This is a genomic window from Cytobacillus sp. NCCP-133 (genome assembly GCF_026011715.1).
Taxonomy (GTDB): domain Bacteria; phylum Bacillota; class Bacilli; order Bacillales; family Cytobacillaceae; genus Cytobacillus.
In genome coordinates, this window is record NZ_BRVM01000020.1 from 26958 (window position 1) to 51296 (window position 24339).

At 44.6% G+C, this 24339-nt stretch carries 23 protein-coding genes; 19 read left to right on the forward strand and 4 right to left on the reverse strand.

Annotation, left to right across the window (positions count from 1 at the left end):
* The 10 genes from NCCP133_RS18175 to NCCP133_RS18220 form a co-directional block, all read left to right on the forward strand.
* On the forward strand, positions 1-604 hold a 604-nt coding region (locus tag NCCP133_RS18175; protein WP_442874289.1), incomplete at its 5' end, for a kynureninase/PvdN C-terminal domain-containing protein.
* Positions 601-1230, forward strand: a complete 630-nt coding sequence (kynB, locus tag NCCP133_RS18180; RefSeq protein WP_264806672.1) for an arylformamidase — start codon at positions 601-603, stop codon at positions 1228-1230. The genes NCCP133_RS18175 and kynB, both read left to right, overlap by 4 nt.
* A gap of 167 nt (positions 1231-1397) precedes the next feature.
* Positions 1398-1778 carry a hypothetical protein gene (locus tag NCCP133_RS18185; protein WP_264806674.1) on the forward strand — a complete coding sequence of 127 codons (381 nt, stop codon included), beginning with the start codon at positions 1398-1400 and terminating at the stop codon, positions 1776-1778.
* Positions 1779-2135: 357 nt separating this feature from the next.
* Positions 2136-2990 (forward strand): tryptophan 2,3-dioxygenase, encoded by an 855-nt coding sequence (gene kynA, locus NCCP133_RS18190; RefSeq protein ID WP_264806675.1) that lies wholly within the window; start codon positions 2136-2138, stop codon positions 2988-2990.
* Between the two features lie 158 nt (positions 2991-3148).
* Positions 3149-4492, forward strand: a complete 1344-nt coding sequence (locus NCCP133_RS18195) for a sodium-dependent transporter (RefSeq protein ID WP_264806676.1) — start codon at positions 3149-3151, stop codon at positions 4490-4492.
* Positions 4493-4735: 243 nt separating this feature from the next.
* Entirely contained in the window at positions 4736-5572 is an 837-nt protein-coding gene (locus NCCP133_RS18200) for an STAS domain-containing protein (protein ID WP_264806678.1), read from the forward strand.
* A gap of 267 nt (positions 5573-5839) precedes the next feature.
* A complete protein-coding gene (locus tag NCCP133_RS18205) occupies positions 5840-7321 on the forward strand; it encodes a TIGR02677 family protein (RefSeq protein ID WP_264806679.1) in 1482 nt (493 codons plus the stop codon).
* The gene (locus tag NCCP133_RS18210) at positions 7318-8496 is read left to right on the forward strand and encodes a TIGR02678 family protein (RefSeq protein WP_264806680.1); all 1179 of its coding nucleotides are present in this window, start codon (positions 7318-7320) and stop codon (positions 8494-8496) included. Before NCCP133_RS18205 ends, NCCP133_RS18210 begins: the two co-directional genes overlap by 4 nt.
* Positions 8486-12598, forward strand: coding sequence for a TIGR02680 family protein (locus tag NCCP133_RS18215; protein ID WP_264806681.1), 4113 nt, complete (start codon positions 8486-8488; stop codon positions 12596-12598). The genes NCCP133_RS18210 and NCCP133_RS18215 overlap by 11 nt, the downstream gene beginning before the upstream one ends.
* Entirely contained in the window at positions 12595-13893 is a 1299-nt protein-coding gene (locus NCCP133_RS18220) for a TIGR02679 family protein (RefSeq protein ID WP_264806682.1), read from the forward strand. Before NCCP133_RS18215 ends, NCCP133_RS18220 begins: the two co-directional genes overlap by 4 nt.
* Positions 13894-14218: 325 nt before the next feature.
* Here NCCP133_RS18220 and htpX read toward each other — a convergent pair whose 3' ends face one another.
* The gene (gene htpX, locus NCCP133_RS18225; protein ID WP_264806683.1) at positions 14219-15103 is read right to left on the reverse strand and encodes a protease HtpX; all 885 of its coding nucleotides are present in this window, start codon (positions 15101-15103) and stop codon (positions 14219-14221) included.
* Positions 15104-15253: 150 nt separating this feature from the next.
* Between htpX and NCCP133_RS18230 the strand changes: the two genes are divergently transcribed.
* The 4 genes from NCCP133_RS18230 to NCCP133_RS18245 all read left to right on the forward strand — a co-directional run bounded on the left by NCCP133_RS18230 (position 15254) and on the right by NCCP133_RS18245 (position 18569).
* On the forward strand, positions 15254-16024 hold the full coding sequence (locus NCCP133_RS18230; RefSeq protein WP_264806684.1) for a DUF1836 domain-containing protein: 771 nt from the start codon (positions 15254-15256) through the stop codon (positions 16022-16024).
* Positions 16025-16160: 136 nt separating this feature from the next.
* Entirely contained in the window at positions 16161-16505 is a 345-nt protein-coding gene (locus NCCP133_RS18235) for a MerR family transcriptional regulator (protein ID WP_264806686.1), read from the forward strand.
* A complete protein-coding gene (locus NCCP133_RS18240; RefSeq protein ID WP_264806687.1) occupies positions 16502-16957 on the forward strand; it encodes an SRPBCC family protein in 456 nt (151 codons plus the stop codon). Before NCCP133_RS18235 ends, NCCP133_RS18240 begins: the two co-directional genes overlap by 4 nt.
* Positions 16958-17342: 385 nt before the next feature.
* Positions 17343-18569 (forward strand): DUF819 family protein, encoded by a 1227-nt coding sequence (locus NCCP133_RS18245; RefSeq protein WP_264806688.1) that lies wholly within the window; start codon positions 17343-17345, stop codon positions 18567-18569.
* 12 nt (positions 18570-18581) lie between these two features.
* Here NCCP133_RS18245 and NCCP133_RS18250 read toward each other — a convergent pair whose 3' ends face one another.
* Complete coding sequence (locus NCCP133_RS18250; protein ID WP_264806689.1) at positions 18582-18752, reverse strand: hypothetical protein; 171 nt, start codon at positions 18750-18752, stop codon at positions 18582-18584.
* A gap of 684 nt (positions 18753-19436) precedes the next feature.
* Here NCCP133_RS18250 and NCCP133_RS18255 point away from each other — a divergent pair.
* The 4 genes from NCCP133_RS18255 to NCCP133_RS18270 all read left to right on the forward strand — a co-directional run bounded on the left by NCCP133_RS18255 (position 19437) and on the right by NCCP133_RS18270 (position 23288).
* The gene (locus tag NCCP133_RS18255) at positions 19437-20744 is read left to right on the forward strand and encodes a uracil/xanthine transporter (RefSeq protein ID WP_264806690.1); all 1308 of its coding nucleotides are present in this window, start codon (positions 19437-19439) and stop codon (positions 20742-20744) included.
* A 195-nt stretch (positions 20745-20939) separates the two neighbouring features.
* On the forward strand, positions 20940-21332 hold the full coding sequence (locus NCCP133_RS18260) for a hypothetical protein (RefSeq protein ID WP_264806691.1): 393 nt from the start codon (positions 20940-20942) through the stop codon (positions 21330-21332).
* Between the two features lie 240 nt (positions 21333-21572).
* The gene (locus NCCP133_RS18265; RefSeq protein ID WP_264806693.1) at positions 21573-22334 is read left to right on the forward strand and encodes a MerR family transcriptional regulator; all 762 of its coding nucleotides are present in this window, start codon (positions 21573-21575) and stop codon (positions 22332-22334) included.
* 399 nt (positions 22335-22733) lie between these two features.
* A complete protein-coding gene (locus NCCP133_RS18270) occupies positions 22734-23288 on the forward strand; it encodes a CBO0543 family protein (protein WP_264806695.1) in 555 nt (184 codons plus the stop codon).
* 26 nt (positions 23289-23314) lie between these two features.
* Here the strand turns inward: NCCP133_RS18270 and NCCP133_RS18275 are convergent, their stop codons facing one another.
* A complete protein-coding gene (locus tag NCCP133_RS18275) occupies positions 23315-23515 on the reverse strand; it encodes a hypothetical protein (protein ID WP_264806696.1) in 201 nt (66 codons plus the stop codon).
* Between the two features lie 182 nt (positions 23516-23697).
* Here NCCP133_RS18275 and NCCP133_RS18280 point away from each other — a divergent pair, with 182 nt between their 5' ends.
* Positions 23698-23904, forward strand: a complete 207-nt coding sequence (locus NCCP133_RS18280; RefSeq protein ID WP_264806697.1) for a hypothetical protein — start codon at positions 23698-23700, stop codon at positions 23902-23904.
* A 206-nt stretch (positions 23905-24110) separates the two neighbouring features.
* Here the strand turns inward: NCCP133_RS18280 and NCCP133_RS18285 are convergent, their stop codons facing one another.
* Entirely contained in the window at positions 24111-24311 is a 201-nt protein-coding gene (locus NCCP133_RS18285; RefSeq protein WP_264806698.1) for a hypothetical protein, read from the reverse strand.
* Between the last annotated feature and the right edge of the window lie 28 nt (positions 24312-24339).

Sequence of the window (24339 nt, forward strand, 5' to 3'; positions counted from 1 at the left end):
GGATGCTGATTTTGCATTCTGGTGCAATTACAAGCATCTGAATGGCGGACCAGGTTCCACTGCCGGACTTTTTGTAAACAAGCGTCATTTTGGCAAAGTCCCAGGTCTTGCGGGCTGGTTCAGTTCACGCAAGGATAAGCAGTTTGATTTGGAGCATGTACTGACTGCTGCCGAGGATGCGGGCGCTTATCAAATTGGCACACCAAATATTTTCAGCATGGCACCGATCATCGGGTCGCTTAGCATGTTTAATGAAATTGGAATGGAGAAGATCCGTGAAAAATCTCTTAAACTGACAGGCTATATGATTGACCTGATCAAGCATGAGCTGGACGGACACGGATTGGTACTGCGGAACCCGCTCGATGAAACGAAGCGCGGCGGCCATATTTATCTGGAGCATCCGGAAGCAGCCCGAATCTGCAAAGCGCTGAAAGCAGAGGGAGTTATTCCGGATTTCCGCGCACCAAATGGCATTCGCCTGGCGCCGGTTGCACTCTACAATACGTTTGAAGAGGTCTGGAAAACGGTTCAAATTCTAAAAGGCATCATGGAAGAAGAAAAATACAAGCAATTTGAAAACAAACGGGGAGTCGTAGCATGACGAAAAAAGGATGGATTGATATTTCACAGCCGCTGAGCTCAGAGATTGCCCATTGGCCCGGCGATACGCCATTCAGCTATGAAACGGCTTTTACAAAAGAGCAAACCGGCTCTGTCCATATCGGCCGGATCACAACCAGCCTCCATACCGGCACCCATGTTGATGCACCGTTCCATTTTAATGAGGAAGGCGAGAAAATCATTGATCTGGCTATTGAGCTTTATATTGGTCCAGCGCGCGTGATTGATGTGTCTGCTTATGAAGTCGTCGATGCTGAAGTTTTGCGCAAGTTTGACTTGGAAGGCGCTGAACGTGTGCTGTTTAGGACAGCGGTTCCGAACAATCCGGAGGTGTTTCCGAAGCGCATTCCTGAACTGGATCCGGATATGGCAGACTACCTGGGCAGTAAAGGAGTCCGGCTTCTGGGAGTGGACGTTCCATCCGTCGACCCGCTCGACAGCAAAGATATGGAAACGCATCACGCTTTATATCGGAATGGCATCCACATTTTAGAAAACATCATGCTTGATAATGTAAAAGAAGGCCATTATGAGCTGATCGCCTTGCCGCTGCCGATTAAAGAGGCGGATGGCAGTCCGGTGCGGGCGGTTATTCGGCCGATTTAGGAATGAGTACTTTGGTTGGCGGGATGGGCCGTTTATCGAAAAAAAACAATTTATGAATTTGAAAAAAATGCTTTGGATCAGCAAGCCGATAAATTTATAAAAAATTACAGGCTGAACCTGCAAAACATTGAGCCAACTAGTAGGTGTCTTGCTTTAAAAGTACGAACATGAATCGTTTAACGGCCCATTTGAAAATTTTATCGGCCAAAATCGGACATTTATCGGCCCAATCAGCGGAGGATTTAACGGCCAAACGGCCAGGTTATCGGCCAAACGGCCAGGTGTATCGGCCAAATGCCGATTTTGGCGATAAACCTAGTTCTTCTAAACAGCGAAATGGCATTTTACCGGCCGATTATTGGAATTTACCGGCCAAAATCTGCAAAATACCGGCCAATACTCATAAAATACCGGCCAAACAACGGGATTTACCGGCCCAATCATCGTTTAGCTGCCTGCAGCTCCAGAGCAGCATCAGCAGATCAGCTTTTATCGGTCAGATCTTCAATATATCGGTCACTTTTTCGATATATCGGTCAGATTTCTAATTTATCGGTCAGATCTTCAATATATCGGTCACTTTTTCGATATATCGGTCAGATTTCTAATTTATCGGTCAGATCTTCAATATATCGGTCACTTTTCCAATATATCGGTCAGTTGCTGATATACCGGGCCTGAACGTGGCCAATTCGAGAACGGCAAAAGCCCGAATCCGAACCAGGATCAGGCCCGAACCGAGAACGGCAAAAGCCCGAATCCAAACCAGGATCAGGCCCGAACCGAAAACGGCAAAAGCCCGAATCCGAACCAGGATCAGGCCCGAACCGAAAACAACAGAATCAGCATCAGAACCAGCGTCAGACCCGAACGAATTCGGTCAGAACATAAAAGGAGGAACCCATATGATCAACGAAAACCACCAGGATGTAAACGCCACAACCTCTGAAAAGAACATCCATACAGACTTTACCAACAACATGACATACGGCGAATATCTTCAGCTCGATAAAATCCTAACAGCACAAAACAGGCTGTCAGGCCATCATGATGAGATGCTGTTCATCGTGATCCACCAGGTGAGCGAGCTGTGGATGAAGCTGATTCTTCATGAAATGGGTGCAGCAATCGAATCGATTGAAAACGGTGACTTATCCACAGCGCAGAAAAGATTGGCGCGTGTTTCCAAGACGCAATCGCAGATTATTCAGGCTTGGGATGTGCTGTCCACAATGACGCCTTCTGAATATATGGAGTTCCGCGATTCACTCGGCCAAGCATCCGGCTTTCAATCCTACCAGTACCGTATGGTAGAATTTGCGTTAGGCTACAAAACGGAGCATGTTCTGAAAATCTATCAAAAAGATCCGGAGCTTCACGCGAAATTAACTGAAGCATTCGAAAAGCCTGGCCTATATGATGTGGCCATCCGCGCGCTGAGCAAAGCAGGACTGCACATTGACGAAGAAATTCTAAACAGAGATGTAACCAGAACGTATAAAGAAAATGATTCTGTCCGCGATGCCTGGATGAGTGTGTACAAAAATCCGGACAAATATTGGGAGTTATACGAGCTTGCGGAAAAACTTGTGGATATTGAAGACTGGCTTCAGCAATGGCGCTTCCGTCATATGAAAACGGTGGAAAGAATCATTGGCTTTAAAATGGGCACAGGCGGATCTTCAGGTGTCGGTTATTTGAAAAAAGTGCTGGATCAGCGCTTCTTCCCAGAACTTTGGGATATCCGCACTGAGCTATAAGTGGAATTTCTGATTGATCCTAAGTGATAGGGATCTAAAAAACCACGAACAAGGCGGTTGAGGCTGCGTTCCTTGGTTCATTCTTTAACAGCAGTTATCCCCACCAACCTAAGAAAGTGGGGATAACTGCCAAAACTAGAGGGGTTATGGGGGGTACTATGAGTACAAATCGAGAGCAATGGTCTTCTAAATTTGGTTTTATCATGAGTTCGGCCGGTGCCGCTATTGGCCTCGGGGCCATCTGGAAGTTTCCGTATGTGACGGGTACAAGCGGCGGCGGCGCCTTTTTGCTTATGTTTATCGTGTTTACAATTCTAATCGGGCTTCCTATGCTTATTTCGGAATTTATTATCGGGCGGGGCGCCCAGAAAGAGGCGGTTTCCGCTTATTATAAACTGGCGCCTAATAGCTGGTGGACGATTACCGGTAAGCTGGGCGTGATCGGCTGCTTCCTGCTGCTTTCCTTCTATGCAGTGGTAGGGGGATGGGTCCTGATTTACAGTGTGATGGCAATCGGCGGACAAATCATTACGCCAGATGCCGCTTATCCTGAACTATTTGGCAACGTGACCTCAACAACTGGCTTGACCCTTCTTGGATTGGCAGCCTTTTTGCTTATTAACATTGTGGTGATAACATTCGGTATTCAAAATGGAATTGAAAAAGCAAGCAAATATATGATGCCGCTATTATTCGTCTTTTTTATTGTGCTTGTTGTCCGTGCACTTACCTTGGAAGGTGCAATGGAAGGAATTAAATTCTTCCTGTATCCTGATTTCAGCAAAATTACCGGGGAATCCGCCCTTTATGCGCTGGGGCAATCATTCTTTGCACTCGCAGTCGGCTTTTCCTGCATGGTTACATACAGCTCCTACCTGGATAAAAAGGTGAGCATCCCTAACTCGGCAGGATCTGTTGTGATCATGAATATCTTTATTTCCATTCTTGCTGGATTGGCGATTTTCCCGGTTGTTTTTGCATTTGGCTTTGAGCCAGCTGAAGGACCTGGATTGCTGTTCATGGTGCTTCCGGCCGTGTTTTCACAAATTCCGATGGGTGAATTCTTCCTGGCGATCTTCCTGCTGCTATTCCTATTTGCCACATTAACCTCATCCTTTAGCATGCTGGAAATCATCGTTTCTGCTTTTATTGAAAACGGAAAACGTTCACGCAAAAAGGTATCCTGGATCTCCGGCCTGGTTGTTTTCGCGGCTGGAATTCCAGCAGCCTTGTCATTCAGTTTGCTCGGAGATTTCACAATCTTCGGGAAAAATATCTTTGATGCCACGGATTTCCTTGTCAGCAACATCCTGCTTCCGCTTGGCAGCCTGCTGATTGCGCTGTTTATTTCTTATAAAATGAATAAGCAGCTTGTGAACAACGAATTTACACTCAGCAATACATTATCGCCTGTATTTTACACAACTTGGAGATTCCTAATGAAATGGGTTGTCCCGATTACGATCATCGTTGTATTCCTAAGATCTCTTGGCATTATTTAAAAAAGAAGCGCCGTTTTCCGGCGCTTTTTGCGTTTAAGAGGAACTTTTTCGATCTTTTATAAAAAAGATAAAATTTCCCCATTTTTATGAATTTAAAGGTTTAACCGGCACATAATGAGGGTATTAAGAATAGGATTTGATAAAAAATAAAAACATCTTCCATTATTTAAGTATTGGGAAGGATTATCCACCATTAAAACGAAGTGTATACGATTCATAAATAAAAAGGGGTGTATGTTTAAAATGGAGGCAACCTATAGAGATAGCAACGATATTGCCGAATTTATCTTGATGAATCGCGAGAATTTTCAGCGGAAATTATTGTCAGAGGCGGTCAATGTCGCCTCTAAAATTAATGAAATTCTGCAAAGGGGCAATATTGACCTTTTGAAAAATGCAGAAAGACTCGCTCTTTATGTACTGGAAAATCAAGAAGAAGAACTGATTGCTTTTGCAAAACAGGAAGGTGTGGCTTGGGCCGAGCATTCACTGACTCTTTCTTTCAAGCTTGAATGGGTTCAGGCAATCAGGCGTACGCTATGGCATTTCCTCTATCAATTTGACAAAATAAAAGAAGCAAACACTTCCCGTGAAGACTTCTATAATAAGGAAAGAGAAGTCAATGATCATGTTGACCAGTTTTTAAATAACTTTTTCATCAGCTATTCTGATTATAAAGATGAAATGCTTAAATCCCAGCGGAAATTAGTTGAGCATTTATCTGTGCCCATTATTCCGATCAGCACTGCTGTAGCGGTACTGCCGCTAATTGGCATGATTGATTCCTACAGGATCCAGACGATTGAAGAGAAAGTCCTGCTGGATATTGCAGCTGTGAAGATTCAGACCTTGATTATGGATCTTTCCGGTATTGCCGATATGGAAATTGACGTGATTGTCCACTTTAAAAAGATTCTGAGCGGCATTAAAATGATGGGCTGCGATGCGGTTCTGACCGGTTTGCGTGCAGAGCTTGTCCGCAAAATGATTCACGCTGGCGTAACGTTCGAGAACCAGGCGGAAACAAAGGGAACGCTGCAGCAGACCTTACATGAATATTTGGAGCTGGATTCAAAGTAATCACATAACATATTACATATAATGGTGCCTGGCACGGCCGCTTTAATTTTTACTGGGGGGCGGTGCCAGGCATTTTTTTAAAAAATAAGAAAGCCTAAAAATTTGGAACGTCGATAACTGTTTACAGCAAGCACCGCACCCTCCCCTCAAGGTCACAAGCTTTTCTAGTTGCGGCTTTTAATTTCCCACCAATCATTCACTAGCCTATCCTAGACCAATCCGATAAAATGGAACCTAGAAGAGTCCTTGAGAGGAGTGCGGATAAGAATGGAGTTCCCCTTTAAACGAGTGAGTGAAGCGGCCTATTTATCGACGGAGAAAAGTGATAAATACCGCGCTATTCTTCGTTTTTTTTATATTCAGCATGAAAGGCTAAAAGAATTTTTATCCCCGGAAGAAATCGTATCTCACTTAAAAGCTTCGCCCTATTTTTCAGAATATGAAATAGAAGAGCTTCACAATGATCTGTTTTCCCTTGTGAAGTGGGGTAACCTGACCGCCCAGCAGGAAAGCGGGAAAGTGAAGACGGTTGAAGAATTTAAGAAAAAAAGATACCGTTATCAGATTACGCCCTATACCGTAGAATTTGAACGAATGCTCATCCGCTTTGAACAGGATAGCGAAACATTCGGCGGATCGCTTGAGAAAACGCAATTTGAACGTTTTTATCAAACACTTAAGAATATACAGGATTCGTCAGCCGAAACGCCTGAATTATGTGCACAGCACTGGGATGACTTGCTAACCTATTTTAAAAAAATTACGCAAAATACGTCCGATTATTTCGCGTATCTCCGCAGTGAAGATGCATCCGAGCATATGAAAACAGATGCCTTCCTGCTATATAAAGACCAATTCACATTGTATCTCAGGGATTTTATTATCGCGCTGCAGCGGACTGCGTCTGCCATTCAGGATGTCATGATCGCTCTTTCACGCACACAGATGCAGGCGTTCTTTAAAAAGGTGGCCGAGCAGGAAGAAAAGGTGTTCCGTTTTGAAAAAAAACAATCGGAATCGGGCTATCTCACAGAGCTGGAGGAAACCTGGCGGAATGTAAAAGGCTGGTTTCTTGGGGACGAAACAGGAGAAAACCAATATGAGAATGTCCTTCATCAGACAAACGAAGCGATCCGCCGCTTAACCCGGATTGTGCAAAGGCTTGGTGAACGAAGCCAGCAGCAGAGGAGCCGTAAAGAAGATTATCTGCACCTTGCACGCTGGTTTCTGACGCTGCCGTCTGTCGGCGAGGCTCACAATCTGTCAGCTGTGGCGTTTGGCACGTCACATACCAAGCATTTATACTCTGATCATATTCCAACAGACGATATTTATCTGGATGTATGGGGAGAAGTGCCAATGGCCCATGAACGGATGCCTAAAATCCGTGAATATCGTGAAAAAACGAAAGCCTCCGCCATGGAGGATCATCAGGAGCAAAGAGAAAAAACCATGAAGGAACATCTGGAAAAACGCATGTTAGAACAAGCGGTTATAAAGAGCTATCGGGCAGGAAAAGAAATTAAATTAGAGGACCTGCCCATTGTCGAGCCATTTGTAAGGAAATTATTCCTATCCTGGATCGGAAAGGCAATGGCAAGAGCGGACCATATCATCAAAACGGAACATGGAGACCGGATAAAGGTTGAACTGGATCCGGCAAGAACGATAACATTAAGATCAAAAGATGGCCATTTGCAAATGCCTGCAGTGACCTTTTATTATCTGGAGAAGGAGAATGCGAAATGAGCGAACGGGAAGAAGTCTTTGACGAGGCTGCTGTCGATGCGCTTGGAACATTATTCGAACAATTTTGGATATTGCGGGAGGAGGAGCCGGAAACATACCGGAAGATTCGCGACCGTGAACAGAAGTTGAAAAGATATATACAAGAGAAATTCGGCTTGGAGCTTACCGTCCATCAGCATTTTATTAAGCTCGAGAAAATACCAGTGAAGCCTGAGAACTGGATGGGCATTCAATCTTTCCAGGAGCAGATGGACTATGCAATTTTCTGCTGTGCGCTCGCATATACCGAGCAAAAAGCGATAGATGAACAATTTTTGCTGTCCGATCTTGCTGAGCGCATTCAGGAGCTGTATCCAGGCGAATTTCCGCTTGACTGGACCCATTACCAGCACCGCCGTTCGCTTGTGAGAGCTTTAAAGGAAGTCCTGTCTTTCAAGCTGATTAAAACGATTGATGGCAATCTCGATGCCTTCCAAATGAGTGAAGACGAAGAAGTGCTTTATGAGGTATCTGTGCACTCCCGCTATTTTATGCGGTCATATCCTGATGATTTGGTTCAATTCAGCAGCATGGAGGACCTCTTGGAGCAGGAATGGAAGCGGCAGCCGGATGACCAGCGGAGAAAACGTGTGTACCGCAAGCTGATGATGATGCCGATCGTCCATCGAAAGGGGGAAGATGACCCGGACTTTGCTTATATTCGAAATTTCCGTAACCGCTTAAGAGATGATTTCGAGCAGCACACCCCGTTCCGGCTTGAAGTATTCAAGAATGCAGCGATGCTGACAATCCCCGATATGAAAAAGAAGTATACGCTCTTTCCTGATACAAAAGGAATTACAGATGCAGCCCTTCATACGATGGCCGTGCTCAGAGACCATCAACAGGAGCTGAATATCTCTGAAACGGGCAGAGTCCGCATGCCGGCCGCGGCTTTTGAAGCGTATGTACGGAGCACGAAGGAGCACTACGGGCATGGCTGGGGAAAAAAACACCGCGATGAAACGCCTGAAGAGGCGGCTCGGGAGATCATCAAGCTTTGGCTCGATTGGAATATGGCAGAATGGGATGAAGAAAGCCAAATGCTGACGATTTTCCCGGGAGCGGCACGTTTGATCGGATTTTACCCGGCAGATTATATAAGAAAAAAGGAGGGAACCGGGAATGGCAGATAAATGGAAGATGAATCGCGCAGGCTTATTTAATTTCTGGTATTACGATGATGAGGTTTTTGATTTTGAAGACGGAAAGCTTTTGCTGCGAGGATCCAATGGCTCTGGCAAATCCGTGACCATGCAAAGCTTTCTGCCGGTTCTGCTTGACGGAAAAAAATCGCCGGATCGCTTAGATCCATTTGGGTCAAGATCAAGAAGAATGGCCGATTATTTATTGGGTGAAAAAGAAATAGCCAATCGTGATGAGCGGACAGGCTATCTATACCTTGAATACAAGAAAGAACATACAGACCAATATTTGACGACCGGAATAGGCATGCAGGCCAAACGGAATCAGACCTTAAAATCATGGGGATTTGCGATTACGGATAACCGAAGAATCGGCATGGATCTGGAATTATTTAAATGGGCCAGCCAGGACGGCGAAAAAGTGAAATTCCCCCGCTCGCAAACAGAACTCGAGACGGTGATTGGCGCAGGCGGTGAAGTGGTCAGTTCCAATAAGGAATATATGGCGCTTGTGAATAAATATATATTCGGGTTTGAAACGCTCGAGGCCTATGACGACTTAATCAAGCTGCTCATTCAGCTCCGCAGCCCGAAGCTATCCAAAGAATTTAAGCCAACCGTTATTTACGAGATTTTAGAAGAAGCCCTTCCTCCGCTTACAGATGAGGATCTCCGCTATTTGTCTGATTCAATTGAGCAGATGGATTCAACGAAGCAGCAAATGGAGCAGCTGGAACGGGAGGTCAAGGCGCTGGCCAAATTAAAGGATTCTTATGGGCAATACAATCAGCGTATTCTTGTGGATAAACTGAGTGATTGGGCACAATCCCATAACCGGAGGCAAAAGGAACAAGATGAGGTTTCATGCCTTGAAGAGTCATTACAGCAGCTGGAGATTGAAATCAGCGAATTATCCGCACAGCGTCAAAGCTTGATGATTCAGCTGGAATCACTTGAGGATAAACAGAAGCAGCTCGCCACTCACGAAGTGTTCAGGCTCGAAGAAGAGCTGAGAAGAAAGCAGGATGCTTTCCGGGAGCTTCAGGAGGAAATCAAATTCCGCGAGAACCGCATCACAGATATGGCCAGAAAAGAGCGGAATACAAGGAAAAGACTTGATGATTACCTATTCAGCCTGGCTGAAAAGGAAAATCAGCTTCAGGAAGCGGTGGACGATCTTTCCTGCGAAGCAGAGAAAAGTGCCTTTTCAGGGCATCATCAAAATGTAGAAGATTATATGCGCAAAAAGCAAGAGACTTTCAGCTTTGACCTTTGGAAAAGGGAAATCGGGAAGCATACGTCCCTTCTTGAAAAAGCCTTAAAAGAGCTGGATAAGCAGGAGTTAACTAAGAAAAAAATGGAAGAGAAAAACAGAGAGCTTGGCGAGGCTCAAAAGAAGCGGGATCTTGCACAGGATGAGGAGCGAAAATGGCACGATACCCTGTCAGAAGAAAAACAGAAATTGATTCATTCGATTCATGAATGGGCAGAAATCCACCCCCATTATCAGATTGAATCTTCCACCCTTCAGGAGATGGCAAGATTGATCGATGACTTATACACGCATATAGAATACGAAGATGTAAAAGAAAAGTTTCTGCCATCACTCTATCAATATGAAGATTTTCTAAGAAATGAGCAATCAAATGTAAAATTTTCTCAGGAGGAAGCTCAGGAAGAACTCACCGAGCTGCAGCTGAAATGGGAATTCAGAAAAGCACAGAAGGATCCCGAGCCGCATCGTGATGAAGCAACGATAAAAGCAAGGAACCAGCTTTTCGATCAATCGGTTGTTTTTGCTCCATTATACGAGCTTGTGGAATTTCAGCCGCATGTATCGGAGGAAGTGCAGAAACGCCTGGAAAGTGCCCTTACTGAAACAGGTCTTTTGGATGCGCTGTTGACGGCAGACACATTCCCATTAAAGCATGACCGCATTTTAAAAGCCGAACCAAAGCTGTTATCCCATACACTGGCCGATTATCTTCAGCCGGATGAACAGCAGACAAAAATCCCGTCAGCGTATGTGCAGGAAATTTTACAAAGCATTGAAATGGACGGAGAAGCGCCAGTGAATTTTGGCGAAGATGGCACGTATCAGTTTGCAAGCCTCAAGGGCCATGCACTGCCTCTTCAGGAAGTCCGTTTTATCGGCAGGGAAGCAAGGAAACGCTACCGCGAAGAACTGATTGCAGACCTTGAGAAGCAAATGAATCATCTGCGCACTAAACTAGACGAACTTCGTGATAAGCACAGCTGTCTTGAAGAAAAACTTAGGGAATCCAGGAGGGCCTGGAATCAATTTCCAGCAAGCGCTGAAGTGAAGACAAGCTACAACGAAATGACAAAGGCGCAGGATCGAGTCGCGCTTTGGCTTGGGGAAATCAGCCGCATCACCGCCCATGTATCCGAATTGGATGGGGAGCTGCAGCGGATTAAAACAGAGCTGTTTCATCTGACAGAAGGAATCACCCTGCCGCTTTCTGCTGAGTCCTATCAAACTGCGCTATCAAATAGCCGCCAGTACGAAAAGGCATTAGACAGCATTCATAGAGAGCATGAAGCGCTAATTCGTATCATACAAGATATTGCTAGGGAAAAGGAGAACCTCCAGGAAGTGCAGGAGGACCTGGATAAGTACCGGGGAGAATTAGCACTTAAGGCAGAGAGCCTTGAAAAAACGGAGCTAGGCATTTCCAACATTCAAAAGCAGCTTCTGCTCGCTGGTGCAGAGGAGATCCGAAAGGAAATTAGAGAAACAGGAGATGCTCTTTTACATGTAAAGTCAGAGCTATCAGCCATCAATGAAAGGCTTCCGCAGAATAAGGAAAAACAAAACAATATAAAGGACCGGCTTAGCGAACGAACAGAATCGCTTAAATTTTGGAATCAGCTAGAGGCCTCCTGGGAACATTCGCTCCAGCTGGATTGGAGCCGCGGCCTATTCCCAGACAGAAAAGAGCCATTTGGCCCCCGAAAGCTGAAGGAATATGCAAAAGAAATGTCTAAAGAAAAAACGCTGAAGGAAAGAGTCCAGCTTGAAGGGAATTTAACGGCGCTTTATCACTCGCTGCAGCCTGACCTGATTGAACATAAGATGAGATTGTACACATCTGCACCCGATGTTCCCGATTGGACGAAAGAAGTGTCCCAGGAGGAATGGAAGCCGGTTGTTGAGCAGTGGATAGCGAAAAATACGCGCAATATGATTGAATTTGACCAGCGAGGAGTGAAGATTTCTCCAGATGATCTCCATGAAAGCATCTCGCGGGAATGGTCGATTCAGGAAAACCGCCTCGACGAAATGGACAAAAAGCTATATGAGGAAATTTTATTAAATTCTGTGGGCCATAAGCTAAGAGGCCGGATTCGCCGGGCGGAAAAATGGACAGAAAAAATGAGGGGCTTGATGGAAAGCCGTGATACCTCATCAGGTCTGAAGTTTTCGATTAAATGGCGGCCCCGGACTGCTGATGCTGAGCAGGAATTGGATACCACTGAATTAGTGCGGCTCTTAAAGCAGGATGCCAAGCTATTAAATGATGATGATTTGGAAAAAATTACAAATCATTTTCGCTCCAAAATCCAGGCTGCGAAAACATGGCTCGAAGAAAAAGGCGAAGGCCAGACACTTCTTCAGGTGTTAAAAATGGTGCTGGATTACCGAAAATGGTTTTCGTTTGTGCTTTATTTTGAGCGTCCGAATGAACCAAGGCGGGAGCTAACCAACCACAACTTCTTTAAATTCAGCGGAGGCGAAAAGGCTATGGCCATGTACATTCCATTGTTTACAGCCTGCTACTCCAGATATCAGGAGGCAGCCCCTCATGCGCCGTTTGTCGTCTCATTGGATGAAGCCTTTGCCGGTGTCGATGAGAATAATATTAAAGAAATGTTCGAGATTGTCGAACAGCTGGGCTTCAATTATATAATGAATTCCCAGGTTTTATGGGGTGACTATGAAACAGTAAAATCTCTGTCTGTGTGTGAACTGGTTCGTCCGAAGAATGCAAATTATGTGACGGTCATCCGCTACCTTTGGGATGGCCATTCGATGAATCTCGCGCTGGCGAAGGAGGCAGGCGTCTTATGAGCAAACAGCTGACGGAAGCGGTGCAATATTTTCAAGGAAAAAAGGGCTTTAAGGCCCTTTTCCTTCTTTTCCGCAAAAAATATGAATCAATTGGAAGAATAGGCGGAACAGCTGAATTGTCCGGTTTTTCGAAGGAAGAAATGGAGGAGCTTGCCCTGTTTATGGGAATGAGTCCGCACCACCTTTCCCGGAAAGAAACGTTATCATTGAAGGATTTTGAAAAGCAGCTTGAAAAAACGAAATTCTCAGGGCTCACTCTTCATGAATTGCTTGAAGCTTATTTCGGAAAGTCCATTCAATCAAAAAAAGCCCGAAAGTTAGAGCATGCAGCCGCGCAGGAAGAAAAGCTGCGTGCCTGGAAAAATAAATACCCGGCCATTAAGGGTTGGTTTGAGCACTTGGAGAAAAAAACAGCAGAGGCCAATTGGATCAGGCGGCTGCTTCTTGAAGAGGCTTTTGAGGAAGACGTGAAGCTTTTGGCAAAGGGTTTTTCCTCTCTCCCAGACAAGCTGGAACGCTATCCGTTCTTTAGCCAAAGGGTTAGCGGCAATCCGCATGCCTTTGATTTATCATCCCAAACAGGCAAGGTATGGATCCACCTATTGCATATCATGTCTGGCGGAGAGGGGAAATTGCCAGGACAGACAGAAGCCATTAACGAGCTTTTGCTCTCTTTTAACCTATTAAGGGATGATATCAGCAATTTCGTGACTGCTGCCAATTTGATTGGCTATGCTTCGGAAGGTCCTCACCCAGTGTGGGAGTGCGCGCTGGCATCGCAGTCTGTCTTAAATATCCCTTTGCGTGAACTGCTCAAACTAGAAACAGTGAAGACTGCTGATCCCGCCAAAGCTGTATTTGTAGTTGAGAATTCCGGTGTATTTTCGGCTATTATCGATGAAGTGCCTTCTGTTCCTCTAATATGCACACACGGGCAATTTAAGCTTGCAGGGCTAAGGCTCATGGATTTTCTTGTCAATTCAGGGCACACCCTCTACTATAGCGGTGACTTTGACCCGGAGGGATTGGCCATGGCATTGCGCTTTAAAGTCCGCTACGGGGAGAGGGGGCAGCTTTGGCGGATGACTGCAGAAGATTACGCGGCATCTTCTCCAATTGCTGATTTAGGCGACCGCGAAGGAAAACTGTCTGCCTTACATGGCACCATTCTTGAAGACCTGGCTATGATCATAAGGAAAAATAAGAAAGTCGGCTATCAAGAGGGGATTTTGACAGGCATGATAAAGGATATTCAGACAAGCCTATTCTCGAATAACAAAAGGGTGCCCCGCTAAAGGGGCACCCTTTTCCATGTCTAGCGCAAGCAGCCTACCCCCTCGAGGTCACAAGCTTGGCTAGCTGCGGCTCCTAGGGACTCGGGGTCATAAGCCGATCCCTTTCAGAAGGAAATACGCCTTCTTACACGGCTTGTCTTATGCCTGAGGCCCGCAGGACAAGGAAGGTTTCGTCAGCAAATCTTTTGGCACGAAGAAAAAAGCGGTAGCTTTTTTTGAGAATAAACATCGTACGACCGAAAGCGGCAGCTTTTGGGAGGATGCGGCGCTTGCGCTTTTTTTGTCTTGAGTTCCTTCGTGGGCAAGGCGCCCTGCGCTTTTCTTCTTACTTCGCGCTCAAACGTCTAATGCGCTCATCTAAGTCCGGATGGGTTGAGAACAATGATGAAGCTTTGGTTCTGTTATTAATTTTTAAAGTGGAAATGCTTGTTTGCTCTTCACCCCGGATGCGGTTTGAGTAAGCCTTCAGCATTTGCAGGGCATGTGTCATTTTGTCTTTTCCGGCAAGGTCTGCGCCGCCGCGGTCTGCATGGTATTCACGATGTCGAGAGTAGGCGAAGACCACAAGGCTTCCAAGAATCGAGAAAGCAATCTGGAACACAATCACCGCAATAAAGTGGACAATTGGCGCCATTTCTTCTCGTACGAAACGGGATGCTACCCATGCGGCAATTCGAGCAAGGAAGACCACAAATGTGTTCACGACACCCTGAAGAAGAGTCATGGTGACCATGTCTCCGTTTGCAATATGCGCTACTTCATGGGCGATAACACCTTCAATGGCATCGTCATCCATTTCCTGCAGCAAGCCAGTTGAAACAGCCACAAGGGAACGTTTTTTAGAAGGTCCAGTGGCAAAAGCGTTCACTTCAGGAGAATGATAGATTCCCACTTCGGGCATATGGGTTAAGCCTGCCGCTCTTGAAAGGCGGTGAACTCTTTCCACGATGTCGCGCTCAGCTGCTGATAGGGCTCCGTTTGGATCCAGCACCTGGACATTCATCATTTTCTTGGCCATCCAGCGGGACATCAAAAGTGAAATGAAGGACCCGGAGAAGCCAATGACAGCACTGAAAACGAGCAAGGCGCCGAAATCGATGCCGCCTTGGGCATTCAGGTAATTTCCTCCGCCAATCAGCGAGAAAATAATGCTGATCGTCAATAGGACCAGTACGTTTGTTAATAAAAAGTAAAATATACGCTTACCCATTTCCTCACCCTTTTTTATATTTTAAGTTCATATGAACTAGTCATCTGATTATATTTTATCTTTTTTCTAAGAAAATTTCAAGAAATAAATAAGATAGCCATCGTTTTAATAAGGGATTAAACATTGACTCTCAAATAGGATACAATTAGGATGAAGACATCCTATAGAAGAACGCAGGGGCTGATAACCTTGGAACTTTTCCAGCTATCAAGAAAAAGCATGGCGGACTTCCTTTTCGCACTAAAAGGGGAAGGGGAGTATACGCCAAAAGAAATCCTACAGTATGCATGGGCAGCTGCCCATGAAAAAAGCGGAAAATCATTGGAGGACTTTCTGGATACAAAAATGCCGGCCATCTTTGAAAAAATATTGAGAGCGGACTTACAAAAAATCGGCTTTTCGATCAATGAAATTGTCGCACTGGGAAACCAGATCGAATTCACAAATTTATCATCAACCGCGGTGCAAAACTGGGTGAAGCGGGATGTGAAAGAGCTGATTGGCAGCCCTCAGATTGGAAAAAAGTACTCAGTCGACCAGGCAGCCATGCTTTTTATTGTGGAGGATTTGAAAGCAACCCTTGACTTTGATTCCATCCGGAAGATTCTACATCTTCTTTTCAATGACCTCGATGACCGCACAGATGATGTAATCGAGCCAATCCCCTTTTACACAGCATACGCAGCCATTTTTGAAAAAGTCCATCATCATCAAGCAGCAGGGAAAAACATGCGCGAGGAAATCGAACAATGCATTAAAAAAGAAGCACTAAGGACCTTGGAGACTTTTCAGGACTTGACCGGCCAGCAGAAAGACATTGTATCGATTATCCTTGTCACATCAGCTTTGACCGTCTTATCCGCTTACTATAAATCCCTTACTAAAAAGTATGTAGCCGCTACCCTGTTTTTAAATGGATGACCAATTCGCATCGCCAGATGATATGCTGGCGATGTTTCTGTATATGTGGTGTGGGACAGACTTGAAAAATAAATTTTCAAAGCTCTATTGACCGTGTGGTGCACCCCACAGTTTATGATGAGGGCGGGAGGCAGCGATGTACAAGATTAGCGAGTTTGCCGAAATGACCGGATTAACAAAAGAAACATTGCGCTATTATGCGGAAGTGAAATTGCTGGAGCCAGCTTTTATTGATCCGAAAAATAACTACAAGTACTATGATGACGGAAGCTACTTTCTGGCTGCTCTTTTAACAAAGCTAAGAAAATTAGGTTTTACCATACAGGAAATGATTTCGGTGATGGAAGACGAATCCTTCGCTAATTTGGAAAAATGGCTGCTGCAAAAAAGAGAAAAGATCCAGATGCAAATGGATGAACTTCAAGCGCAAATGGAAGAAATCGATGCATTTTTGAACTCTGGAAAGGAGGAAGGATTGTGATTCAATGGAAAGAAGAAATCCTGATTGAGACGAATATTGAGCGAGTATGGAGTTTATTTTCAGACGAACATATTAAGAAGATTATGCCCAAGGTGGAAGAGCATGTGCTCATAGAAAAGAGCGAGGCCGAAGCGGGAGCAAAGCACAAGCAAACCTACAGTGAAGGCAAGCGCCTGGAATCCTATATTGTCGAAACAATGGCATATGAAAGTACCGAAGACAAAAAGCATAAACAAATCCACTTTGTACTGGGAAAAGCTTTTGAAATCACGCTCTCATTTACTTTGTTAAAAATCGATGACAACGAAACAAAATTTATTTATGAGGGGCAAAACAAAGGTGTCAACTTTGTCGGCAGGGCCATGCTAAAGCTTGGCGGCGAAAAAAATAACCTTAAAGTAGTAGACGAGTTTATGGAGAAGGTTCGTTCAGAAGCAAGGAAAATAGAATAGACGATGCATCGGGCGCAATCTTTGAGATTGCGTCTTTTTAAAAGGTAAGAAAGTATATAATTTTAGACTACCACAGACGTAGATACTGTGGTATTTTTCGTAGAGTAAGAAAGCATAACTTTGAACTTGGATCACTGTCTAGCTTCAGGCGCCATCGGCTCTCGGGTCTAAGCCAATCCAGACGTTGCCACAGGACGTGCCGCTCTTTAGTCTGCGTTCCTTCGTGGGCCAGGCGCCTTTCGCTTTTCTTAAGTGCCAGGTACCACTCGATATTTGTCGAAAAGAAAGCGTCAATAGTAATCAATGCGAAAATTTTGAATTTTTAGCCTGGTAAAGCTAATATGATAATAGTGGTAAAAAACTGTCAAAAAGGAGGAGTGCATTTTTGGAGCAAACACTGATTAAAGCCGATGATTATGTAACGCTATGGGGAATGATTGTCGTTTGGGCTTCCGCGAGTATCTATTTGGAGCAGCGCTATAGCTGGGCAGCAAAGATTTCAGGTGCGATTGTGGCACTGATTGGTGCGATTATCCTTTCCAATACCGGCATTATTCCTACAGAGTCGCCAGTCTATGACGCCGTATGGACGTTTATTATTCCGCTTGCTATTCCGCTGCTGCTTTTCCATGTAAATGTTAAAAGAATCTGGCAGGAAAGCGGCCGCTTGCTGATTATCTTTCTGATCAGCTCCATTGGGACCGTTGCGGGTGTGATCATCAGTTTCTTTTTACTGAAGGATCATATTCCGATGCTTGATAAAGTCGGTGCCATGCTTAGTGCTTCGTATATTGGCGGCGGAGTAAATTTCGCCGCGATGGCAGCAAAATTTGAAACACCTGGGGAGATGGTTTCTTCAGCGGTTGTAGCGGACAATTTAATGATGGCCATCTACTTCGTTGTCCTGATGATGATTCCGGCGATGACCTTTTTCAGAAACCGCTTTAAAGCGCCGCACGTTGAAAAAGTGGAAAGCGGAAGCGTCGGGGAAGAGGGCAAAACGCTCGCGGAAAGCTTCTGGAAACGGAAGGATATTTCACTGAAGGATATAGCGTTATCGGTGGGAACTGCTTTCCTGCTCGTCATCCTTTCCTTTAAAATAGCCGAATTCCTGGACGGATTCATTCCTGCCGGCGAAGATGTTTCTTTCTTTTTTAATCTGCTTAATGGGCTGTTTGGCGACAAGTATTTAATGCTGACAACGCTGACATTCCTGGCTCTGGCACTGTTACCGAGATACTTCGAATCGATTAACGGAAGCCAGGAAATCGGGACATTCCTGATCTACCTATTCTTTGTGGTCATCGGCATTCCGGCATCCATCCCGCTAATTGTACAGAATGCCCCGCTGCTGCTTGTATTTGTATTCATCATCGTCGTTGTGAACATGCTGGTATCCTTAACAGCAGGCAAACTATTAAAATATGACCTCGAAGAAATCCTGCTCGCCAGCAATGCGAATGTCGGCGGGCCGACAACCGCAGCAGCCATGGCAATTGCGAAGGGCTGGAAAGACCTCATCGGACCCATTTTGGTCGTTGGAACGCTAGGGTATATTATCGGCAACTATATCGGAACCACGTTAGGACTATGGTTTTCCGGTTTTATGTAAAAATAGACATGTTTATTGCGGGTTCTTTCTGTTTGGAAAAGTATGTAAGATTTCGATGAGAATCCCGCCTGCTGCAAAGACAGCAGACAGGATATATCTTTCCTCAGTCCAGTTCTGGTATCCCTGCAAAAACGCAAGGAAGGCGGTGAAAAATGCGAAAAAGATAGATGGTTTTTTCTTCATATGTTTAAATCTCCGTCCTTTAGTTGTACTTTAAGTGCTGTTTTACCAAACTTGCGCCCAGTTGCTTATTTAAAATATCGTCCCAAATCTAGTAAAATTTTAAAAATATTGGTCCGTTTCCTGTGCATTGGTCAGGATTTAAATACATCGTTACCCTTTTTTAAGATACAGGTCAGAATTAAAGGATATCGGTCACTTTCCTGATAGATCAGTCAGAATATCAAAATATCGTTACCCTTTTTTTAAAGATATCGATCAGAATTAAAATATATCGGTCACTTTCCCGATATATCGGTCAGATTTTCAATATATCGGTCACTTTCCCGATATATCGGTCAGATTTTCATTTTATCGGTCAGTTATTGATATACCGGGCTTTCTAAAACCTCATCCAAATTGGCTGCTTCAGCCCCGCTATCCAATTTCCATTTTTCTTCAAGTGAAATCCGAGGAATTTTATCCGTTTTTATATTATAATAGTAGCTAGTTTTTATCGCAGTCTAACGGGCAGTAAGACTCCTCTATTAGACTCAGAGGAACCGAAGGGTGATAAGTGGGAAGTCCAGCTGCCCGTAAAGGCCCGATTGGTTCAACTAACAATCAGTGGGATAAAGCCCCACTGATTGAAGTTTCACTTTATTTTGAGAGAAACGAAACTTCTAGATTGGAAAGCGGTGTGTCACCATGAATAAGCAGTTTGGTACTGTCACGATTTTTTCCTCTGTTCAGTGGTTATTTTTTATATTTGCCAATACAGTCATGATTCCGATTTCAGTAGGAACGGTTTTCCAATTACCCAATGACACGATTGCGATGATGCTGAGAGCTTCCCTCGTATTTACGGGCCTTGCGACAGTCTTCCAGGGATGGAAGGGACATCGGTACCCCTTAATGGAGGGCCATTCCGGTTTGCTTTGGGGAGTCATTTTAAATTTGGGCTTGTCGGCATCCTCCCTCGGAATGAGCTATACGGAGATTGGCGGCGGGATTGCGACAGGGGTGCTATTGGCTTCAGCTGTCACGCTGGTTCTTGCAGTATTCAACGGCATTTCACTGTTAAAATCAATCTTTAACCCGATGGTCATGTCGGTTTATTTATTTCTATTAACCTTCCAGCTGATTTTTATTTTTTTTAAAGGCATGATGAAGGTCAGCGAGCAGGGCACGATTGATGTTCCCATCACACTCTATTCTTTTGCACTCGTCATTTTTGTCAGTTTATTAAAATTAAAAGGGAATAGCATCATCAGTAATTTTTCGATTTTAATAGGATTGCTCGCAGGGTGGATCGGCTATGATTTGCTGTTTGCGGGTGATGTGCAGCAAGTGGCTCCAGGCGGAGAAATAAGCTTCACCTTGTTTCCGCTCGGACAGCCTAACCTTGAAGGGGGAATTATTGCGGTTGCCTTCTTTGCAGGTTTGATGAACCTGAGCAATACAGTCGCTTCCATCCGTTCTGGTGATCAGCTTTTTAAAAAAGAATCCGGCAAGCGTGAGTACCGGGGTTCCATTTTTATTACAGCTGTTTTTACCGTGTTTGGCAGCGGGTTTGGTCTTGTGCCTTATACACCATTCACATCATCGATTGGGTTTTTGCAAAGCACAAGAATTTTTATGAAGACGCCATTTTTCCTTGGAGGGCTGCTGCTTGCAGTCATTGGGATGATCCCGACTCTCGGCACATGGCTTGCAGGCATGCCGGTAACAGTGGGAAACGCAGTACTGTTTGTGGCGTATCTTCAGTTATTCGGCACGGCTTTCAACAGCTTGAGCGGCAAGGTCTTTAACTCAGACACGATCTTCCGCCTAGCCGCACCGGTTCTCATCGGGATCAGCTTAATGAACACGCCGCCTGCGCTGTTCTCCGAGCTGCCTGTCCTTATACAGCCATTTCTTTCGAACGGGCTGATTATGGGGGTGCTGATCTCCATTCTTCTGGAAAAAATGGTGAACTGGTCAGCCTTTGAGCAATTGGAATTGAAGAATAACTAGAGAAATCCCCTCGATAAGGGGATTTTTTACTGGATTCTGGGCAGAAGAATAACTTGTTTTAAAGGTTAAAATGAAAAGATAACTGCTAGTAAAGCAGTACCTTGAAAAAAACAGGAACAAATGTTCTGTTTGCGTGCATATCTCCTGCTGCTTCTCAATATGATGAAGTATCATCAAAGAAAAGAGGCGATCCTGTTGATTAACAGCCAGAGTATTCTGACAGAAGATATGCTGATCCGTTTTATGGAGCTGAACCGTAAGAAAAAAGAGATGGAGACAGAGCTGGATAAATTGAAAGAGATATTTCACCAGTATTTCGATACAGCGGTCGGACAGAATGAAAAAGGGGAAGTGACCGTTAATCATTTTAAGCTGCAGAGGCAGATTCGGAAAACAGAGAAATTTGATCAGGCAACGACTGTTCAAAAGCTGGAAGAATTGAATCTTCTTGAGCTTATTCAAAAAAAGCCGGATGAAGGAAAAATTAAATCGGCACTGGATCTTGGATTGATTAAGGAGCAGGACCTGGCGGGATGCAGGCTCTCAAAAACGACTGCAGCACTCCTTGTGAAGAAATTAGATTCTTAAAAACTCTTTCAAGAAAAGGCAGATTTATTTATAAAAAGTGGTTGACCTTCACGCTGCGTAAAGGTGTATCGTAATGAGCAGGAAGTACTTTCTAAAATTTTCAATGTCTAGCTGCGGCGCCTAGCCCCTCGGGGCCATAGGCCAAATCACTCCAGAAATCAGGATTTCCTGCGTGATTCATCTTATGCCTGTCGGGGCTGAGCAAGGCGCTTTCGCTTTTCTTGAAAGGAGACTTACCGGATGGACTACACAGTGCAGAAGCTCGCCAAACTGGCAGGGGTCAGCTCGAGGACCCTCAGGTATTATGATGAAATTGGCATTCTTAAGCCGGCTAGAACCAATTCGTCGGGATACCGGATTTATGGCCAGCAGGAAGTTGACAGACTGCAGCAGATTCTATTTTATCGAGAGCTTGGCGTCAGCCTGGACCAAATTAAGGAAATCATCACAGGACCCGCTTTCAACGCTGCGGATGCACTGAAGGAGCACCGCGAGAAACTCCTTGAGAAGAGAAAGCAGCTCGATGTGCTTATTTCGAATGTAGAAAAAACGATAGCGTCAGCAGAAGGGAGAACAACCATGTCAGACAAAGATAAGTTTGAAGGATTCAAAAAGAAAATGATTGAAGATAATGAGGAACAATTCGGAAAAGAAATCCGTGAGAAATATGGCAATGAGACGGTTGATAAGTCCAATGCGAAACTCATGAACATGACCCAGGAGGAGCATGAGGCGGTCACCAAACTGGCTGAAGAGGTAAACAACACCTTAGCTGAAGCCATGGAAACAGGCGATCCGGCAGGCGAGCTTGCACAAATTGCCGCCGATCTGCATAAGCAGTGGATCACTTTCTATTGGAGTGAATACAGCAAAGAGGCCCACGCCGGCCTGGCGGAAATGTATGTGGCAGATGAAAGATTTAAAGCCTATTATGATAAAATTCAGCCGGGTGCTGCTGAGTTTTTAAGGGATGCAATCAAGATTTATACTGGACAGCAATAGGGATGAAAGCGGCTGGCTCTGCCAGCTGCTTTATTGTTGTTAAGGAAATTATAACATTCGCCACATGTTGATCACTTGTTAAATAGTTTATCTGCATCTAGCGCAAGCAGCCTATCCCATAAAGGTCACAGGACGAGCCGTACAGAAAGGCAAAGAACACCTATGCACCAGCGCTTACGATGAATGAGCCGCCGCTATGCCAGATATGAACCGCTGCAGCCAATCATTGCGCCATCCCCCGCCATCATTGCGCCCGCCAGCAGCCTATTTGCGTCAACGCGTGAATCAATAATCCCGCAACCCGCTAATATTCATTAAAACCATCGGCTTACTGTATGTAACTTCTTCCGTGGGGAAAGATGAATAACAAGATACCAACTCGGTCAGGCAGGTGATGAGATGAGCCGCATTCCTTCATATAAAGATGAGCAAAATATTAGGGAAAAGCTAAGAGATGTTTCTCTTGAACATTGGCTGAATGAGGATTTGTTCAGGTTTAACTGGTGGCTGCTGATGGCTGCGAGCATTTTGCCGTTTTTTATTTGGTGGAGGCTGGTGGATAAGGGACGGTTCTTTGAAATACTTGCATTCGGGTTAATCTGTGCGAACATCGCCTGTTTTCTTGATGTCGTGGGAGTGAACTTTCTTTTGTGGGGGTATCCGGATAAACTTCTACACTTTATCCCGCCTTTACTGCCTGCAGATTTTGTGGTGATACCAATTTCGGGAATGCTGATATATCAGTACTTCAGCACATGGAAAAGCTATGCCGCTGCAGCTGCAGGCCTTGGAATCATGTTTGCCTATATCATTGAACCTTTGTTTAGCTTTTTGAATCTGTTTGTACTTATCAAATGGACTCACACCTATTCCTTCATCGGTTTTATCATCTTTTTTCTTGGCGTCCGGCTTTTAATGCTGTCCTTAAAGCATTCGGTTGAAAAAAGAAAGTAAGCGGCCAGTCAAAGCTGGCCGCTGTTTTACTGATTAATAGTCGTAGCTGTGGAAACATTTTTTACAGCAGCAAAAATGCCGTTCAAATGAGCATTTCTTGCAGGGGCAATGATGCATTTCTGGTGAGCATTTTTTGCAGGTACATTTTTTATGTTCATCAGAACACTTTTTACAGGGACAGTGAGGTTTAAAATCGCTCGTGCATTTCTTGCAGCCGTGATGTTCATGTTTGTCCTTCTTTTTGCAGCAGACTTTCTTCTTGTAATAATATTCTTCAACACAATATTGGCACATGGGATTCACTCCTTTCTCCTTAATATATGAGGAAAAAAAACAGAAGGAAAGAGCCCTTGTCCATAGTGCATGAAAAATCCGCAAAAGCCCCCTCGGTTTTTGAGGGGGCGGAGCTATGTTCATTAACGGTCTCCGGCATCACGTTAACCTCACTGCTTTTCTTTTTCCGCTTTTTCTTCAGCCATCCAAAACGCAGGCTGGAGGTTGTGAACAGGCGGTACACAGCTGTGCCAAGTGGAATAGAATACGAAAGTTAATCAGCCGGATTAACGGCGAAAAGCGAGGAGAGAAAGGAAAAATGGTAGCAAGTCAGCGGGATTAACGGCGAAAAGCGAGGAGAGAAAGAGGAAAAGGAAGTAAATCAACCGGATTAACGACTAAGCTAAACCTTGCAAAGGTATTAAATCAAGATAAGCTCGATGAATGGATTGAGCTGAACCATTCGCTCAAACAGATGTTAAGTGTTTACTTAGTCAAACCAGCCGGTTAGTCGAAAAAAAACGTTTGGATATCTTTACAAGCGTTTTCTTATTCTGCATTTTCCCCTCTGCTGTCCCATTTTTTTGAAAAATAGCGGCACAGGAAACCAGCGGTCAACATAATGGTCAAGGGGATGATTGCAAGCATAGGCATAATAATGGTCCAATAAAGCAAATAGGCACTTATCGCAAACAGAAGCCAGCTGACTATGTATAAGAAGCTTGATGCAAATTCTTTCAAGGCAATCAAATTGTCCACCTCCTTTTAGAATTTTAAC

Excerpts from the sequence above, each read along its gene's own strand:
- kynB (WP_264806672.1), top strand. The coding sequence starts at position 601 with ATGACGAAAAAAGGATGGATTGATATTTCACAGCCGCTGAGCTCAGAG.
- NCCP133_RS18185 (WP_264806674.1), top strand. The coding sequence starts at position 1,398 with ATGAATCGTTTAACGGCCCATTTGAAAATTTTATCGGCCAAAATCGGA.
- kynA (WP_264806675.1), top strand. The coding sequence starts at position 2,136 with ATGATCAACGAAAACCACCAGGATGTAAACGCCACAACCTCTGAAAAG.
- NCCP133_RS18195 (WP_264806676.1), top strand. The coding sequence starts at position 3,149 with ATGAGTACAAATCGAGAGCAATGGTCTTCTAAATTTGGTTTTATCATG.
- NCCP133_RS18200 (WP_264806678.1), top strand. The coding sequence starts at position 4,736 with ATGGAGGCAACCTATAGAGATAGCAACGATATTGCCGAATTTATCTTG.
- NCCP133_RS18205 (WP_264806679.1), top strand. The coding sequence starts at position 5,840 with ATGGAGTTCCCCTTTAAACGAGTGAGTGAAGCGGCCTATTTATCGACG.
- NCCP133_RS18210 (WP_264806680.1), top strand. The coding sequence starts at position 7,318 with ATGAGCGAACGGGAAGAAGTCTTTGACGAGGCTGCTGTCGATGCGCTT.
- NCCP133_RS18215 (WP_264806681.1), top strand. The coding sequence starts at position 8,486 with ATGGCAGATAAATGGAAGATGAATCGCGCAGGCTTATTTAATTTCTGG.
- NCCP133_RS18220 (WP_264806682.1), top strand. The coding sequence starts at position 12,595 with ATGAGCAAACAGCTGACGGAAGCGGTGCAATATTTTCAAGGAAAAAAG.
- htpX (WP_264806683.1), bottom strand. The coding sequence starts at position 15,103 with ATGGGTAAGCGTATATTTTACTTTTTATTAACAAACGTACTGGTCCTA.
- NCCP133_RS18230 (WP_264806684.1), top strand. The coding sequence starts at position 15,254 with ATGAAGACATCCTATAGAAGAACGCAGGGGCTGATAACCTTGGAACTT.
- NCCP133_RS18235 (WP_264806686.1), top strand. The coding sequence starts at position 16,161 with ATGTACAAGATTAGCGAGTTTGCCGAAATGACCGGATTAACAAAAGAA.
- NCCP133_RS18250 (WP_264806689.1), bottom strand. The coding sequence starts at position 18,752 with ATGAAGAAAAAACCATCTATCTTTTTCGCATTTTTCACCGCCTTCCTT.
- NCCP133_RS18255 (WP_264806690.1), top strand. The coding sequence starts at position 19,437 with ATGAATAAGCAGTTTGGTACTGTCACGATTTTTTCCTCTGTTCAGTGG.
- NCCP133_RS18265 (WP_264806693.1), top strand. The coding sequence starts at position 21,573 with ATGGACTACACAGTGCAGAAGCTCGCCAAACTGGCAGGGGTCAGCTCG.
- NCCP133_RS18270 (WP_264806695.1), top strand. The coding sequence starts at position 22,734 with ATGAGCCGCATTCCTTCATATAAAGATGAGCAAAATATTAGGGAAAAG.
- NCCP133_RS18275 (WP_264806696.1), bottom strand. The coding sequence starts at position 23,515 with ATGAACATCACGGCTGCAAGAAATGCACGAGCGATTTTAAACCTCACT.
- NCCP133_RS18280 (WP_264806697.1), top strand. The coding sequence starts at position 23,698 with ATGTTCATTAACGGTCTCCGGCATCACGTTAACCTCACTGCTTTTCTT.